The sequence below is a fragment of the Thioalkalivibrio sp. ALMg13-2 genome (assembly GCF_000381185.1).
GTDB lineage: Bacteria > Pseudomonadota > Gammaproteobacteria > Ectothiorhodospirales > Ectothiorhodospiraceae > Thioalkalivibrio > Thioalkalivibrio versutus.
Genome location: NZ_KB906110.1, coordinates 13,613 through 29,348, shown reverse-complemented (window position 1 = coordinate 29,348; position 15,736 = coordinate 13,613). Strand labels below are relative to the sequence as shown.

The following is a 15,736-nucleotide window of genomic DNA, read 5'->3' as shown; positions in this document are numbered from 1 at the left end:
CTGGCCGCTTTGCGGTTCAGCCGAAGTCGCGGGAGTGGGTGGCGAGTTCGCCGAGCCAGGTGCTGCGGTCGATCAGGCGCTGCACGATCAGGTGGCCAACGCCGTCGCTGTGCTGCCACTCGCCGTGGGCCTCCAGCAGGCGGCCGTGCAGGACCTCGGCGCGAAAGCGTTCCACCCGATCCGGCCAGACGATCAGGTTCAACGTACCGGTCTCGTCTTCCAGGGTCAGGAATACCGTGCCGTTGGCCGAGCCGGGGCGCTGGCGGGTGATCACCAGTCCGGCGTAGCGGGCCCCGCTGTAGCCGGGTTGTTCGAGTAGCCGGGCGGCGGTGGCCAGGCGGTGCTGTTCCAGGAACGGGCGCATCAGCGCCAGCGGGTGCGGGCCCAGGCTCAGGCCCTGGGTGGCGTAGTCCTGCACCAGGTCGTCCACCGCATCCGGGCGGGGCAGCAACGGGGTCACGTCGGCCTCGCGCACGGTCTCGCCCGGTCCTTCGGCGAACAGTGGCAGGGGTTCTTCCACCGCCTCGGTCGCCCAGCGCGCCTGGTGGCGGTTGCCGGCCAGGCCCTTGAGCGCGTCGGCGCGGGCCAGGCGATTGGCCTGGGCGCGGGTGAGGGCGGCGCGGGCCACCAGGTCCGGGACGTCCGCGAAGGCCCGTTCAACGCGGGCGGCCACCACGCGCTCGGCGACGTCGCGCGCCAGCCCGCCGACGCGGTTCAGGCCCAGGCGCAGGGCCAGCGCGTCGCTCCCGGCCAGCGGTTCCACCGTGCACTCCCAGTCGCTGTGGCGCACGTCCACCGGGCGGACCTCCACGCCGTGGCGGCGGGCGTCGGCGACGATCTGCGCCGGGGCGTAGAAGCCCATCGGCTGGCTGTTCAGCAGGGCGCAGGCGAAGGTCGCGGGCTCGTGGCACTTTAGCCAGGACGAGACATAGGTGATCAGCGCAAAGCTCGCCGAGTGCGACTCGGGGAAGCCGTATTCGCCAAAACCGAGGATCTGCTTGTACAGCTGCTCGGCGAATTTCTCCGGATAGCCGCGTTCGCGCATGCCGTCCATCAGGCGTTCGCGGTAACGCGCGAGCTGGCCGGTGCGGCGCCAGGCGCCGATCGCGCGGCGCAGCCCGTCCGCCTCGCCGGCGGAGAAACCGGCCGCGACCATCGCCAGCTCGATTACCTGCTCCTGGAAGATCGGCACGCCCAGCGTGCGTCCGAGCACGCGTTTTACCTCTGCGTTCGGATAGCGCACCCGCTCCGGGTGGGCGCGGCGCTTGAGATAGGGGTGCACCATCTCGCCCTGGATCGGGCCGGGGCGCACGATGGCGATCTCGATCACCAGGTCGTAGAAGTTCGCGGGCTTCAGGCGCGGCAGCATGCTCATCTGCGCACGCGACTCGATCTGGAACACGCCCAGGGTGTCGGCCTTCTGCAGCATGCGATAGACGGCCGGATCCTCGGCGGGGATGTCGGCCAGGCCCCAGTCGCGGCCCCGGTGATGCGCCATCAGCTCCAGCGCGCGGCGCACGCAGGAAAGCATCCCCAGCGCCAGCACGTCGATCTTCAGCAGGCCCACCGCGTCCAGGTCGTCCTTGTCCCACTGGATCACCGAGCGTTCCGGCATGGCCGCGTTCTCGATGGGGACCAGCTCGTCCAGCCGGCCGTCGGCGATCACGAAGCCGCCGGTGTGCTGCGACAGGTGGCGCGGGAAGCCGAGCAGCTCGGCGGTCAGGGTCTGCCACTGGCGGGCCAGGGCGCCGTCCGGGTCCAGCCCGACCTCGCGCAGGCGCTCGGCGGGGATGCCGTCGTCCCACCAGGCGAGGTTGGCGGTCAGCGCATCCAGCCGCGCGCGCGAGATGCCCAGCGCGCGGCCGACGTCGCGCAGGGCGCTGCGGCGACGGTAGCGGATTACCGTGCAGGCCAGCGCGGCGCGCTCGCGGCCGTAGCGCCGGTAGATGTACTGGATCACCTCCTCGCGGCGTTCGTGCTCGAAGTCGACGTCGATGTCCGGCGGCTCGCCGCGCTCGGCGGAGATGAAGCGCTCGAACAGCATGCTGGAGCGCGAGGGATCGACCGCGGTGATGCCGAGTGCGTAACAAACCGCCGAGTTCGCGGCCGAGCCGCGCCCCTGGCACAGGATCCCGCGGCTGCGGGCAAAGCACACGATGTCGTAGACGGTCAGGAAGTACGGCTCGTAGCCCAGCTCGCGGATGATGCCCAGTTCACGTTCGATCTGTTCCTGCACGTTCGGCGGGATGCCGTCGGGCCAGCGTTTGAGCGCGCCCTTGAGGGTCTCCTCGCGCAGGTAGGCGGACGGGGTCAAGGTCGTCGGCAACGGGTCGGTGGGGTAGCGGTAGGTGACCGCGTCCAGCGAGAAGTCGCAGTCCCGCGCGATGGCTACACTGGCCTCAAGCCAGGCGGTGGGATACAGCGCGGCCAGCTCGGCCCGTGGGCGCAGGCAGCGTTCCCCATTGGGGAAGCGTTCATGCGCCACCTCCGCGACCGTCGAACGCAGGCGCAGGGCAGTAAGCACGTCCTGCAGGGCGCGCCGGCCGCGCCGGTGCATGTGCACGTCGCCGCAGGCGACGAGCGGGAGTCCAGTGGCGGTTCCCAGCGCCCGGGCGCGGGCCGTCAGGGTGGCATCTTCGGGGGTACGCAACTGGCTCACGGCCAGGTGGCCCTGACCTGGGGCGGCCCATCCGGACAGCCAGTGGGCCGCTTCGGCGAGCGATGCCCCTGGGCTGTCGGCCTCGACCCGCAGCAGGCTGTGCCAGCCGGTGCGGCTCTCGGCGGGCAGGGTATCCAGGTCGGCGCGCGTCAGGTGGTAGTGTCCCTTGTCCGCCGCGCCGCGGGCCCGAGTGATCAATCGACACAGGGCGGCGTATCCCGTGGGATTGCGCACCAGAAGCGTCAGGGTGGGGCCATCGGCCAGCCGGAAGGTCGCCCCCAGGATCAGGTGTAACCCACATTCCTTTGCTGCCGAGTGTGCTCGTACTACACCCGCCAGCGAGGCGATATCGGTCAGCGCCAGCGCGCGATAGCCCAGTGCCTGCGCCTGCTCGACCAGTTCCTCCGGGTGCGAAGCCCCGCGCAGGAACGAGAAGTTGCTGAGCGTCGTCAGTTCGGCATAGGCCGGGGGGGCGCCGGCATGCTTGCGGGTGGGGGGATGGGCTGCGGATTCCATATACTGTCTATATATACAGTATATGGAATCCGTCCCACAATGACCGGGGGGATCACCAACCCATTACGCTTCAACGCGGTGCCGGGATAACAGGCCACCTGACGAACCTTCGCCGGTTTTTGTAACCGGCTGTGTACACTGAGCCAAAATCCTCATGTATTCGCTGCGTGCCTGGAGACCCCATGCGCTACGTCCTGCTCCCGGTGGTGCTGATTGCCCTGATCTTTGCGCTGGGGAATGTGGTGCTGTTCAATGCGTTGCCGAAACCGGACCGGCTGAAAGAGCCGCTGGCGCTGGAGTACGGGACTTCGTCGGAGCAGTTCCGGCGGGACATGGGCCTGCTCCTGCAGCAGCCGATCATGAGCGGCAACCGCATTGACCTGTTACAGGACGGCGAGGCCATCTACGCGGCCAAGATCGAGGCGATCGAAAACGCCGAGCATTCGGTCACCTTCGAGGTGTACGAGTACTGGGGCGAGCAGGCGGCGATTTTCTCCGAGGTCCTGGCGCGTGCGGCGGAACGCGGGGTTCGGGTGCATGCCATGCTGGATTTCCTTGGTTCGCGCGATGCTGACCCGGAGATGTTCGAGCGCATGGAAGAGGCCGGGGTGGAGCTGGTGCGCTGGCGCGAGCCGTCCTGGTACCAGTTGTCGCGCTTCAATCACCGCACGCACCGCAAGCTATTGGTGGTGGACGGTCATACCGGTTTCATCGGGGGAGCCAACGTGGCCGATCCCTGGGTTGACGGTGACGACCGCGATGGCTATCGCGACAATCACTTCCGCATCCAGGGCCCGGTGGTCGGCAATCTGCAGGCGGTGTTCCTGGAGACCTGGCTGGACGCCACGGGGCGGATGCCCACCGGCGAGGCGTATTTCCCCGAGCTGTCCGAAATGGGGGATCGCGACGCCCAGATGGTTAACAGTGCCCCGCGCGAGGGGCGTCACCGGGTGCGCCTGATGTTTCTGCATGCCATCGCCGCGGCGGAAGAGCACATCACGATCGGTACGGCCTATTTCTATCCCGATCCGCGGTTCCTGGAGGTACTGGAGGAGGCGGCCGACCGGGGCGTCCGTATTCGCGTGCTCGTCCCGGGCGACAGCATGAACTTCGGTTTCTTCCGTCATGCATCGGTTAATCGCTGGCGGCCGATGCTCGAATCCGGGGTGGAACTGTACGAGTATCATCCGCGCATGTACCACTCCAAGCTGATGGCGATCGACGACCGCTGGGCCAGTATCGGCTCCGCGAATCTGCACAACCGGTCGTTTCGTCTGAACGACGAGGCCAACCTGAACATCTGGGACGAAGGCTTCGCCCGCGAGATCCGCGAACTGATCGAGGTGGACAAGGCCGATGCCGAGCGCCTGACCATCGAGGACTGGGAGAACCGGCCGCTGCGGCGCCGCCTGGCGGGGTGGATCACGCACCTGATTGGTCCCTACCTTTGATTCATTACCACCATATTTCCGCAGGAAAGCACCGTGACACTGACGACCATCCATTCGGCAGACACGCTTGAAATCGGCACGATCCACCTGCTGGAGGGTGGCGCGATCGGTATGACCCGTTGCCCTGGCAAGCGTCGGGATCGCGAGGTCTGCGAGGCGCGGGATGTACAGGCGGATCTGGTGGCCCTGTCTGGCTGGGGCGCAACTGCGGTCGTGACCCTGAACCAGGAGGGTGAGCTGGAAAGCCTTGGCGTACGCGATCTGGGGAAGGCCGTGCAGGCTGCGGGCATGCGCTGGCTGCATTTGCCGATCGGTGACATGGCGGCCCCCGATCGACCCTGGGAAGAGGGCTGGAAGGACATCGGACCACGGGTCCACCAGTGGTTACAGGCCGGGGAGCGCGTGGTTTTCCACTGCGGAGGGGGGCAGGGCCGAGCCAGGACCATTGCCGCCCTGACCCTCATCGAACGCGGATTGGCGTCGGAAGACGCCATTCGAGAGGTGCGATTGGCCCGCCCCGGCGCGATCGAAAGCATCGATCAAGAGCGCTACCTGCTGAATCATCCGCGCCCGACCTGATCGGACTGCCTGGCGCTACAAGCCGTTGCGGGCGAGCAGTGCGGGGATCTTGCGCTTGAAGCGGAAGAACCCGTGGGTTGCATGGGGCCAAGCGAGATCGTCCCACGTCCGGCGCAGGGGGATGATCTCGATTCCGTCTTCCGCCAACTCGTGCGCAAGAGTATCGAGGGCGTCGGCCAAGGGCCCGACGGGCGCCTCGGGTGTGGCAATGGTGGTCACGCTGGCGGCGACGCACTGCACGCGGAGGGCATCAGCGTGTAGCCGCGGGAGCACGGATGCGGGCTTTTGCAGGGCCTCGCCCGCGTGCTGCACCGCGTCCTTGGCCAGTGCGTCGACCCAGGTGGCGGCCTTGGGACCAAACGGCCAGGGCATGTCGGGGTGACCACGCGGAGTGACGGCGACCGCGGCCACGTTGGTTCCTTTCGGCAGCAATTCATGGCCATTGAAGTCGTCTCCGTGAAGCAGGAGCAGCACGCGCCGGTCCCGCGGTAGAGCTCGCGGTGCGGGCAGCGCTCCGGGCGGAGGTGGGGCCTCGTCGCGGATCGCGGGTGCCTGGGGCGCCAGGCCGGTGGGGCGGAATCGGTTGTCGGTAAAGCGCGCGATGTTGTCGGCACTGGCCTGGTAGGTCTTGCCCGGCGTTTGGATGCCGGCGATCCAACGCCAGCCTAGGGTGTTCGAGGCTGGGTCGGCATCAAGCAGGTGACGCATGAAGAAGTCCGCCCCAAGGGTCCATGGAAGCCTCAACGTGAAAATCCAGATGGAGGCGAACCACATGCGGGCGTGATTGTGCAGATAGCCGGTTTCGACCAGTTCGCGGGCCCAGTGATCGAACCCCTCCACCCCGCTGCGTCCAGCCTCGGCGGCAGCGACCGCCTCGCGCAACCCGTTGTCCCTGGCGAGGCGCGCCTGTTCGATGTCGCGCTCGTCTAGGAATGACCGCCAGACCTGGGGGCGCATCTGCAGCCACCCCTTCCAGTAGGTGCGCCAGAAGACCTCCTGGACAAATTTCTCGGCCGCCTTGGGTGAATGGTGGGCGAGCACCTTTGCGATCACCTCGTGTTCGGTAATGGCCCGATGGCGGATGTAGGGCGAGAGCAGGGATACGTTGTCGCGTTCACCTGGACCGGGGTCGCGGTTTCGCTGAGCCGCGTAGTGACGACCCGCGAGGGGGGCGAAGTCCGAGAGCCGTTCCAGGGCGGCTGCCCGCGTCGTGGGGAAGAAGGCGGTGTGACCATCCGGCGCCTGGCCGGTGGACTTGAAGGGGCTGGTCACTGGGCGTGCCGGTCCGGCGCCGGAAGGGCTTGAAGGACCGTGTCGGCCAGTGCTTCGCCGCTGTCGAATGCAGCTTCTACCCGCGGCCCCAGGGCCCAGTCGCCGCAGGCGCCGAGCCGTTGCTCCGCGTCCCAGAGACAGGACTGGTCGGCGGCCTGTTCGACCCGTGCGTATAGCCATCTATGGACCTGATGCTGGAGGAGGCGGGCTGAGCCGAGCAGGGGCCGGAGGGCCGTCAGCAGCGGTTGCGCTAGCTGATCGGGGTCTTTCTGGATGTGCTCACGGGACCAGTCTGGGCATGCGTGGGCCACGAGCGTCTCCGGTTTTGCGTTGCGGCCGGGTTTGGTGTTGTTGCGGGCTACCCAGGCGAGCGGTTGCCCGGAGAGTTCCTGCGATGGTCGGTCCATTGTGATCTGGCCTTCGAAAGCTGCCAACAGCGCAATGCAGGGTGCGTAGCGAACCCCGTCGAGCTCCGGAAAGCCCATTCCGGCGGTAACCGCCAGTTCGGCGGCCTGGGGTGCTGGAAGCGCAAGCAATACTGCGTCGAATGGTCCGTCCAAGTCGGCGTTCTCCGACGGCCTCTCAACTCGTAGATGCCAGCCATCGACTGACCGTAGAAGCGTCTCGACGCGGGAATTGAGCCGCACGTTTAGAGGGGTGGCCAGGGCGTCGGCCGGGGCTGTCATGCCAGGGCAGCCCACCAGCCGGCCGTCTCCCCAGGTCGCTACGACACCTTGCTGCTGCCAAGCCTGGACCTGTCGCGCAAAGCGTGCGCCGCGGGCCGTGAAAAACTGGGCACCGTGATCGAAAGTCAGGTGATTAGCGCGCCGGGTCGCCATGCGCCCGCCAAGGCCCCGGCTCTTCTCCAGCACAAGGCATTCATGTCCGGCATCATGCAGGCGCCGGGCGGCAGTGAGCCCGGAGATACCGGCGCCAATGATCGCTATGCGTGCCAAACCCCGTTAGCCGCCCGCTTGCACCAGAGGTCGTACACGGGAGAAACCGCCATCCACTGACAGGATCTGTCCGGTTACCCATTCGGCTTCGTCGGACAAGAGCCATGCGGCGGCCCGCGCGAGATCCTCCGCCTGCCCGTAGCGTTGCAGCGGATACTGCGCCGTGATCTGTTGCTCGGCACGCGGTGACGCAAACAGGCGTTCGGTAGCTCCCGTCCGGGTCAGACCCGGGGCGATGCCGTTGATGCGGATGCCGTGACCGGCGTAGGTCGCGGCAGCGGCGGGGACCAGGCTGGCGATGGCACCTTTGGCCATGGCGATTGCCTCGTGATTGGAGACCCCGATCTGAGCGACGACGGAGCTGAACAGGACGGCACTGCCGGAGGGTTCGTTGGCTTGTAGCCGGGCCTTCACCCAGGCTCGAAGGGTGTAGAAGGCGCTGTCCTGGTTGGCGGCAATGCAGGCGCGGTACTGCGCCTCCGTCGTGCGGTGCAAGGGCGCCAGAAGCGCGTTGCCCGCGCAGTGGGCGAGTTGCGTGGGGGACTCTCCGAGATGTTCGGAGGCCTGGGCCACAGCCCGATCCGCGCCTTCCGCGGTGCTGACATCCGCGACGATTGTGTATGCCTGGAGGCTCTCTGGCAGGTGGGCACACAGGGTTTCCAGTCCGTCGGCGTCGCGCGAGATCAGGGCGATCCGGTCCCATGCGGGATCGAGTGCCTGCAACAGCGCTCCCGCCACGCCGCCGGTGGCGCCGGTCACCAGTAACGTACGTCCGCTCATCGGGCGTGGCTCCTGTCGGATGGTTCCTCGGGGCAAGACAAAGCGTTCGTCCTGTGCCGGACGAGCAAGTTCAATGTCTGGTTTCGTGCAGCCATTGGGCTGGGGCTCGAGCGAACCTGGCGGCATGCTGGGGAGTCTGCACTGGGAAAGGCTGGGCCGGCGCCTTCGATGCAGGCCGGTTCAGGCCCCGTCTTCCGGAGTCCGTACCGAATATCCGAGCCCGTCCACCTCGTATGGTTCAAGCGCGATCTGCGCGTCGATGATCACGCCCCGCTCCATCACGCCGCACAAGCGGGGCCCATACTGCCGCTGTACATCGTGGCACCGGGTTACTGGGAGCTCTCGGACACCAGCCGGCGTCACTGGGATTTCGTCCGCGCAAGCCTACTGGAACTGGACCAGGCCGTGTCCGAACGGGGTCGACCTCTCGTCGTGCGTGAGGGCGATGCGGTGGAGGTGCTCGAACAACTGCGCGAAGAGATCCCTGTGGTCTCGGTGTACAGCCACCAGGAAACCGGAAATCGCTGGACCGATGACCGTGATGGCGCGGTCGCGCACCTGCTTCGCCATCGCGGCATCCCATGGCGGGAGTATCGCCAGCATGGGGTAGTCCGAGGTCTGCGTAACCGCGATGGCTGGGTGTCCCAGTGGGAGGAATTGATGCGCGAGTCCGCGTTTGTACCGCCCGGGGCCCTGGCCGCCGGACCCGCCGTGGCGGGTGGCGTGGAGCGCCTGCCGCGCTGCCCGAAGGGTGTGGTGGCAGATGCCGTGACCGAACTGCAGGAACCGGGCTCGGAGGCAGGACGCGGGGTTATGCGCGATTTGCTGCGGGAACGCGGGCAGCGTTAGGCCGGCGGTATCAGCAGCCCCGGCCGTGCCTGGACGGCAAGTTCCCGCCTGAGTCCGCATCTGGCCTATGGCACGGTTTCGTTACGCCGCGTGCTGCAGGCCTTGCGTGACCGCCAGATTCAGTTACGGGCACCAAGCGGCCAGGATCGCCGGCAGGCCGCGTGGTGAAAGTCGCTGCGCCAGTTCGAAGAACGGCTGCACTGGCACTGCCACTTCCTGCAGAAGCTGGAAGATGCCCCGGACATCGAATTCCACAACCTGCACCGTGCGTGTGATGGCCTGCGCGAAGACGCCTTTGATGAGCACCGATTTTGTGCCTGGAAGGATGGCCTCACAGGATACTCGCTGGTCGATGCGTGCATGCGCGCGATGGTCGTCGCGTTCGCCTCGTATCGCCTCTGGCTCCACTGGCTCCACTGGCGGCGACCGGCGCTGCATCTGGCTCGCATGTTCACGGGCTACGAGCCGGGCATCCACTACAGCCAGATGCAGATGCAGTCCGGCACGACAGGCTTTAACGCACTGCGAATCTACAACCCCGTGAAGCAGTCACTGGAGCAGGAGCCGGAAGGCCAATTTATTCGTCAGTGGGTGCCTGAACTGGCAAGGGTGCCGGGCGACTGGATTCATCAGCCATGGAAGATGCCGGAAAGCCTGCAGCGCCAATCCAGTTGCCGCATCGGACACGATTATCCGGCGCCCTTGGTGGATCATAAAGAGGCTGCGAGGAGGGCACGTGAACGCTTCAAGGCGGTGCGGGGAAACGGTGCTTTCCGCCAGCAGAATGCTGGCATCCATCGGCGTCATGGCAGCCGGCGTCGACTCTCGGCGCGTATCCAGGGCCGGGCGGGGTAGGGGCGTGCGCGGGATCAACTGGATCTCTTTCCGGACCCGGATCCATGAGTGGCTTCCGGACCTGTCGATTTGGCGCTTCCGGGTGGTCCGATCATCGTGCCCCGTCATGCGGTAGGGTGGCGCATCGCGGTCGGCGCGCTTGCACGGCCCCGCCGCGACAACCCTCCCCTGTACCTGGCGAAACGTTCCATGCGAAGCGCAATCTATGATTTTCTGATTCTCCGGCTGACGGCGCGCTGGTACGCAGCCGCACTGGATCGGATGCCCGAGGGGGCCCGGGTGCTGGACGTTGGCATCGGCACGGGCGGGGCGTTGCTGGCGAATGCTGGGGACGTGAGGCGTAAGCGGTTGCGCCTGACCGGGATCGATATCGATGGTGACTATGTCCGGCGGGCTCGGCGGCGTCTGGCGGGATCGCCGCTTGTGGACAGCGTCGAGGTGTGGAAGGAATCCGTGTATGACCACGTGGCTGGGCCCTACGACGTGGTGTATTTCTCTGCGAGCTTCATGCTGCTGCCCGATCCGGAGCGGGCCCTGCGCCACTGCAAGGGTCTGCTGGCAACCGGTGGCCGGTTCGTGTTCACGCAGACGATTCAACGGCGCACTGTGCGCTGGATGGAGACGCTGAAGCCCTTGCTACGGCGGATCACGACCATCGATTTTGGGCATGTGACCTACGAGGCCGATCTCCGCGCGCAGCTCGCCGCCGCGGATCTGGTGGTGGAGGAATGGAGCGTGCTGGCCACCCATGGGTCGCGCGCTTCCTGCCTTGTGGTGGCGTGTCCGGCGAGCGAAGACGCCGGATTAGGCAGGGGGCTTGCGCGCCAGGATCATGTAGTTAACGCTCATGGATCGTGACAACCACATCCGGCGGTTGAGCGGATTTACCTTGACCCCTGTCTGCGCCGCGGGTTCCAGGCCGTCCCGGGCGAGCAGCTCCCGTGTTTCCCGCGGCGTCACAAAGCGCTTCCATTGATGGGTGCCCCGGGGCAGGATGCGGAACAGGTACTCGGCGCCGACAATCGCCACCACGAATGAGACCGGATTGCGGTTGATCGTGGCCACGAAGGTGTGACCGCCGCGGCGGAGCATGCGATTGACGCTCCCCATGAACGCCGGCAGGTCCGCGACGTGTTCGACCACCTCCATGTTGAGGATCACATCGAAGTCTTCTCCGCGCTCCGCGAGGGCCTCCGCCGTGTTGACCTCGTACTGGATATCGAGGCCTTGCTCGTCGGCGTGATGCCGGGCCGCGGCGATGTTGCGGTCCACCACGTCCACGCCCAGCACGTCCGCACCGAGGCGGGCCATGGCCTCGCTCAACAGGCCTCCGCCGCAGCCGATGTCCAGCATGCGCAGGCCGGCCAGGGGGCGGTCGGCTTCCGGGTCCCGTCCGAGCGAGTGGCAGAGCTGATCCCGGATGTAGTCGGTGCGCAGGCGATTCAGCACGTGCAGGGGCCAGAGTCTGCCATCCGGTTGCCACCACATCTCGGCCAGGGCGCGGTAGCGCTCCACCTCGTTCGGATCGACGGTTCGGTCGCGTTCCACATCCGGAGAATTCATTGGCTGCGCGGCTCACCATGTATGTGAAGGTTACTTTCGGACCACGCGATCCCGTTTTTGATCGCACCCGGCCAGGATCGATGCGATGGTGGCCCTTCGTCAGAAGCGGGCCGAGGTAGATCGAATGGGGCAGACGATCATCGGGGTGGACCTGTCCGGTCCCGGGAGTGCCGCGCATACCTCCGTCGCCGTGTTCCGTGAACAGGGTGGGGCGCTCGATCTGTTGGAGCTGGTGGCGGGGGCCAATGACCAGGCGATCCTCGACCGTGTACCCGCGGGCGCGATTGTGGGGCTGGATGCGCCCTTGTCGTATTCGCCCATCGGAGGCAGCCGCACATCCGACCAGTCCCTGCGACGCGTGGCGGTCGAACACGGATTGCCGGCCGGAACCGTCATGGCACCTTCCGCACCGCGCATGGCCTACCTGACGCTGCGGGGCGTGGCGGTCAGCCGCATGCTCCGCAGCGAGCGCCCGGACGCCCGGGTGGTGGAGGTACACCCCACCGTGGCGATGGTCCTGAGGGACGCCTCGGTGGCGACATTGAAGGCCATGAAGCATGATTCAGAGGCGCGCCGCGAGCTGCTGGTCTGGCTGGAGGGGCAGGGGCTCCACGGGGTGTGCGATCTCGATCAGGTCAGCGATCACTCGGTGGCCGCCTGTGCCGCGGCCGTGGCGGCCTGGTGGTGGAGCCAGGGCAGCCCCGCCTGGATCCACCCGGCCGAGCCGCCGCTGCATCCGTTCGACTTCGCCTGCTGACGGGCTGCTTCGATCAGAGGTGACGGCGCATCTGCCCGACCAGTACGGCCTGGATGCGGAGTCGGTCCGGGGCGACGAAGAGGGGCGCATAGGTCCGAGTCTCCGCGTGCAGCAGGACGACATTCGGGGGCTGCTCGATACGCTTGAGGGTGGCTTCTTCGCCATTGATCAGGACCACGAGGATCTCGCCGTTGCGGGCATGGTTGCGCGATTCGATCACCACCCAGTCGGGTTCTACCCCATTTCTGCGGACGGTTTGGAAAGGGCTGAAAACTTCAGATCCTGAACGGCGATGCGGCGCCGCATCCTTGGATTGTGGAACCGCTCAATGTAGCCAAACAGATCGTCGCGTACCACGAGTCGGGGCATGCCCTTCTGGCGTATTTGTTACCCAAGGCTGATGCTCTCGAAAAGGCGACCGTGATCCCGCGCGGGCACGCCCTTGCGGTAACGGCGCAGGTGCCCGAGGAGGAGCGCTACAATTTCGGCGAGTCCTACTTGCGCGACAAGATCGCGGTGATGTTCGGGCGGGCGTCTGGCCGAATCTCTGGTATTCAACGAGGCTCGCGCTCGGGAGACACTGGAAAAACACCGCGAAGCATTCGAAACCCTTGCCCAGGCCCTGGCGGAACAGGAAACCCTGGAGGTGGAAGCAATCCGCGAGATCCTGAAGGATCAGGCGATGGAAGGGCAGGCGTGACGCTCTTCCGCCGCGGGCTTGACTACACCCGTCATGAAAACCCCTGCATGGAGGAAGCACCATGAGCCTTGCCGACAAGCATGTCGCCATCCTCGCAGAAGATAATTACCAGGAGCTGGAGCTGCACTATCCACGGCTGCGCATGCTGGAAGCCGGGATGCGGGTTTCCGTTGTGGGCGCCGGCAAGCCGGAATACGCCAGCGCCAAGGGCTATACGGTGAAGGCGGACGTCAGTGCCGTCGGGGTCGATGCGAACGACCTTGATGCGCTGATCATCCCGGGCGGCATGGCACCCGACAAGATGCGGAGGCATCGGGCAATGGTCGATCTGGTGTGCGCCGTGGACCAGCGTGGCGGGCTGGTGGCCTGGATCTGTCACGGTGGCTGGATGGCCGTATCGGCCAACATACTGGCCGGGCGGCGGGTGACCTCGTTCCATTCGATCCGTGACGATATGGTCAACGCAGGTGCCGACTGGTTCGACGAGGAAGTCGTGCAGGATGGCAACCTGATCAGTAGCCGCACGCCGGATGACTTGCCTGCATTTTGTCGGGTGTTGCTCGAAAAACTGGGCTGATTCCCCCGCACATACAGCAGAGGGCTTTAGTTCGAGCCAGCAGGCCCTAGTCCCGGTCCAATGCTTCCGCTAACGGATGTATTGGGGCGTGTTCAGGGCGCAGCTTTATATGCTGCGGATCCTTGGTTCGCAGCGGACCCATGCAATTCACGAAGAACAAGGATACGGACGAGATGAGTGATCGCGAACAATACGTCGAGAAGATGAAAGCAAAAATTGACGAATGGAACCACGACCTGGGAAAGCTGGAGGCGAAGGCCAAGCAGGCGGATGCGGATCTGCGCGCCAAGTACGAAGAGCAAATCCAGGAACTGCGTAAACGGCGCGACGAGGCCGAGGAACGGCTACGCCAGGTGCGCGAGGCGAGCGAGGATTCGTGGAAGGAGTTGCGGGAAGGAATGGAGTCCGCCTGGGATGACATGGCAAAGGCACTTCGGAACGCTTCGGATCGCTTCCGGTAAGAACGAGGCCTGGCGAAATGGAAACGGTCGCGCGAGCCGCGTCGCCGCCCCGGTCGCCTTTTCTTGCTCCCCGGCCCAGTGCCTGGCATTGCCAGAGGCATGGCCGCGAGTCCGTCCCGGGGGGTGGTGCGTCCCCGGTGGAGGGAGGTCGCTTCGGTGGGTTCAGCCCAGCGTGGTGTGGCCCGCGCCTGCTGGTTCGCGAATAACCGCCATACTCGTGGGCGACCGCCCTCGGCGTGGTGTTTCCGAGTGTGGAACGGGTCCGCACCGCAGTAAGCGGTGTCTGGTGCGGATCAGAAAGAAGACAGCCCGGTTGCCTCCATCATCCGGTAGCGCCAGTAGCGCAGCCGGGAGTCGTCGGCATATTCCTGGTAGGGGAGGCTGTGAACCCGGCCCGGCTCGTTGTGCCAGCGGGTATCGAAGAATTGGGCGGCATCGGCGATAACCGGAGTCCCGGCCTCGGCCTGAATCTGCACGTTGGTCTCCAGGTTGAAATTGTCCAGGTTGCGCCGGGTGAAGTTCGCGGAGCCCGCAAGCAGCGTGGCATCTCCATCGCGAGGACGATGCAGGAGCATCTTCGCGTGGCACTGCTCGCCCTGGGTGTTGCACCAGCGCACCGAGACGCCCCCGGCGTTCAGTTCCAGCGCCACTTGCCGGTTGGGTAGTCCCTGCTTTTTCCGGCCGAATGCATCACGGTTCGGATCGAGAAGCACCCGCAGGTCGACGCCGCGCTGCTGCGCGGCCAGAAGGGCCTTCACGATGGCCCGGTGCGAGAGGTAAAACATCCACAGGTCCAGCTGGTCCCCGGGATCCGAGGCGTCAATCATCTCCAGGGCGGCGTCGCGGATCCGTGACTCGGTCAGGACTCGGATCCCGACGGGCGAATCGACGGCTCCGTTCGCTTCCACGCGATCCGGAAGGGCCGTTCGGGTTCCATTCGAGAACTCTGCGACCGCGCGCTCGGTGTGCAGCAGGTCGATGGCCGCGGCGCCCCGGAAACGCACGGCGATGTTGTCGTGCCGGCTGCTGGCGTCATGCGGATTCCCCGAGGTCACCAGTCCGGTCCAGCCGTCCGGCCCATCCGTGACCAGCGTCTTGCGGTGGTTCGCCTTGAAGTTTAGAAGCGCAAGGTACGTGCGCAGGGTGACGGGTGTATCGCCCACCGGGTTCGGGAGCCAACCACCATGCGAACTGTTGCCGAACCACTGACAACAGATGCGCCAGGTGGCCGACCACAGGGGGTTGGGATCGCGCAGGGCCCGCAGATTCGTTTCGATCACGGGGATCCCCTGCGCCTCCAGCCGGGAGAGCAGGGGCTGCTTGATGCCGCCGTAGAGGGTGTTGAAGGGATCGGTGATCAGCAGCGCCTCGACCCCGTGGCGTTGTGCGTGCCACTCCGCCAGTCCGAGGACGAACTCGCTTGAGAGTGGACGATGCGCAGCCTCGGACGTCGCCGCAAACTGGTTCACCAGAAAGAAATCCGCGACGACCAGCGACTGCGCCTGTCCGATCATCTCCAGGGCGGCATCGAATATCTCCTGCTCTGTGTGCTGATTGCCCTGCGTGTCCGTCCACGTGGCATCCGCGAGGAACTCGACCCCCTCGGCGGGATGGTAGGGCGTGACGACATCGAGCCCTTCGGGAAGCGGCTTGTACAGGTGGTAGGCGCCGGTCGAGAGGTAGACAGCCAGCAACCCAAGCAGGAACCAGCGCCCGCGCCTCATGCGCAGCCCGAAGCGCCGGCGGCCAGGGACGAACGCG

At 66.1% G+C, this 15,736-nt stretch carries 16 protein-coding genes and 1 pseudogene; 9 read left to right on the top strand and 8 right to left on the bottom strand.

The features are described from left to right. Positions 1-16: 16 nt before the first annotated feature. On the bottom strand, positions 17-3,175 hold the full coding sequence (locus tag F618_RS0108655; protein ID WP_019568323.1) for an error-prone DNA polymerase: 3,159 nt from the start codon (positions 3,173-3,175) through the stop codon (positions 17-19). 182 nt (positions 3,176-3,357) lie between these two features. On the opposite strand from F618_RS0108655, the gene F618_RS0108650 reads away from it, so the two are divergent. Further along, positions 3,358-4,626, top strand: a complete 1,269-nt coding sequence (locus F618_RS0108650) for a phosphatidylserine/phosphatidylglycerophosphate/cardiolipin synthase family protein (RefSeq protein ID WP_018169663.1) — start codon at positions 3,358-3,360, stop codon at positions 4,624-4,626. Between the two features lie 33 nt (positions 4,627-4,659). Next, positions 4,660-5,205 carry a cyclin-dependent kinase inhibitor 3 family protein gene (locus F618_RS0108645; RefSeq protein ID WP_019568322.1) on the top strand — a complete coding sequence of 182 codons (546 nt, stop codon included), beginning with the start codon at positions 4,660-4,662 and terminating at the stop codon, positions 5,203-5,205. Between the two features lie 15 nt (positions 5,206-5,220). On the opposite strand, the gene F618_RS0108640 is transcribed toward F618_RS0108645, so the two are convergent. The 3 genes from F618_RS0108640 to F618_RS0108630 are packed head-to-tail and all read right to left on the bottom strand — an operon-like array spanning position 5,221 to position 8,213. Further along, positions 5,221-6,477, bottom strand: coding sequence for an FAD-binding domain-containing protein (locus F618_RS0108640; protein WP_019568321.1), 1,257 nt, complete (start codon positions 6,475-6,477; stop codon positions 5,221-5,223). Then, positions 6,474-7,433: an NAD(P)/FAD-dependent oxidoreductase gene (locus F618_RS0108635; protein WP_026331199.1), complete on the bottom strand. Its 960-nt coding sequence runs from the start codon at positions 7,431-7,433 to the stop codon at positions 6,474-6,476. The genes F618_RS0108640 and F618_RS0108635 overlap by 4 nt, the downstream gene beginning before the upstream one ends. A 6-nt stretch (positions 7,434-7,439) precedes the next feature. Continuing rightward, a complete protein-coding gene (locus tag F618_RS0108630; RefSeq protein WP_019568319.1) occupies positions 7,440-8,213 on the bottom strand; it encodes an SDR family NAD(P)-dependent oxidoreductase in 774 nt (257 codons plus the stop codon). A 168-nt stretch (positions 8,214-8,381) separates the two neighbouring features. On the opposite strand from F618_RS0108630, the gene F618_RS16345 reads away from it, so the two are divergent. After that, positions 8,382-9,062 (top strand): deoxyribodipyrimidine photo-lyase, encoded by a 681-nt coding sequence (locus F618_RS16345; RefSeq protein ID WP_019568318.1) that lies wholly within the window; start codon positions 8,382-8,384, stop codon positions 9,060-9,062. A 123-nt stretch (positions 9,063-9,185) separates the two neighbouring features. On the opposite strand, the gene F618_RS16340 is transcribed toward F618_RS16345, so the two are convergent. Next, positions 9,186-9,368 carry a hypothetical protein gene (locus F618_RS16340; RefSeq protein ID WP_019568317.1) on the bottom strand — a complete coding sequence of 61 codons (183 nt, stop codon included), beginning with the start codon at positions 9,366-9,368 and terminating at the stop codon, positions 9,186-9,188. On the opposite strand from F618_RS16340, the gene F618_RS16335 reads away from it, so the two are divergent. Then, the gene (locus F618_RS16335) at positions 9,288-9,917 is read left to right on the top strand and encodes an FAD-binding domain-containing protein (RefSeq protein WP_369772994.1); all 630 of its coding nucleotides are present in this window, start codon (positions 9,288-9,290) and stop codon (positions 9,915-9,917) included. The genes F618_RS16340 and F618_RS16335 overlap by 81 nt on opposite strands. A gap of 189 nt (positions 9,918-10,106) precedes the next feature. Then, entirely contained in the window at positions 10,107-10,775 is a 669-nt protein-coding gene (locus F618_RS0108610) for a bifunctional 2-polyprenyl-6-hydroxyphenol methylase/3-demethylubiquinol 3-O-methyltransferase UbiG (protein WP_019568315.1), read from the top strand. Here the strand turns inward: F618_RS0108610 and ubiG are convergent. Further along, complete coding sequence (gene ubiG / locus F618_RS0108605) at positions 10,722-11,480, bottom strand: bifunctional 2-polyprenyl-6-hydroxyphenol methylase/3-demethylubiquinol 3-O-methyltransferase UbiG (protein ID WP_038071466.1); 759 nt, start codon at positions 11,478-11,480, stop codon at positions 10,722-10,724. The genes F618_RS0108610 and ubiG overlap by 54 nt on opposite strands. A gap of 85 nt (positions 11,481-11,565) precedes the next feature. Between ubiG and F618_RS0108600 the strand changes: the two genes are divergently transcribed. After that, positions 11,566-12,237, top strand: coding sequence for a DUF429 domain-containing protein (locus F618_RS0108600; protein WP_018169668.1), 672 nt, complete (start codon positions 11,566-11,568; stop codon positions 12,235-12,237). A 13-nt stretch (positions 12,238-12,250) separates the two neighbouring features. Here F618_RS0108600 and F618_RS0108595 read toward each other — a convergent pair whose 3' ends face one another. Next, positions 12,251-12,457, bottom strand: coding sequence for a LexA family transcriptional regulator (locus F618_RS0108595; RefSeq protein ID WP_018169669.1), 207 nt, complete (start codon positions 12,455-12,457; stop codon positions 12,251-12,253). A gap of 116 nt (positions 12,458-12,573) precedes the next feature. Here F618_RS0108595 and F618_RS15515 point away from each other — a divergent pair. The 3 genes and pseudogenes from F618_RS15515 to F618_RS0108585 all read left to right on the top strand — a co-directional run. Beyond that, positions 12,574-12,937, top strand: a pseudogene (locus tag F618_RS15515) (hypothetical protein); the annotation flags it as partial. A gap of 61 nt (positions 12,938-12,998) precedes the next feature. Beyond that, on the top strand, positions 12,999-13,514 hold the full coding sequence (locus F618_RS0108590) for a type 1 glutamine amidotransferase domain-containing protein (RefSeq protein WP_018176857.1): 516 nt from the start codon (positions 12,999-13,001) through the stop codon (positions 13,512-13,514). 140 nt (positions 13,515-13,654) lie between these two features. Continuing rightward, on the top strand, positions 13,655-13,975 hold the full coding sequence (locus F618_RS0108585) for a hypothetical protein (protein ID WP_018145781.1): 321 nt from the start codon (positions 13,655-13,657) through the stop codon (positions 13,973-13,975). 293 nt (positions 13,976-14,268) lie between these two features. Here the strand turns inward: F618_RS0108585 and F618_RS0108580 are convergent, their stop codons facing one another. Continuing rightward, positions 14,269-15,699 (bottom strand): phospholipase D-like domain-containing protein, encoded by a 1,431-nt coding sequence (locus tag F618_RS0108580; RefSeq protein ID WP_018937686.1) that lies wholly within the window; start codon positions 15,697-15,699, stop codon positions 14,269-14,271. Positions 15,700-15,736: the final 37 nt, after the last annotated feature.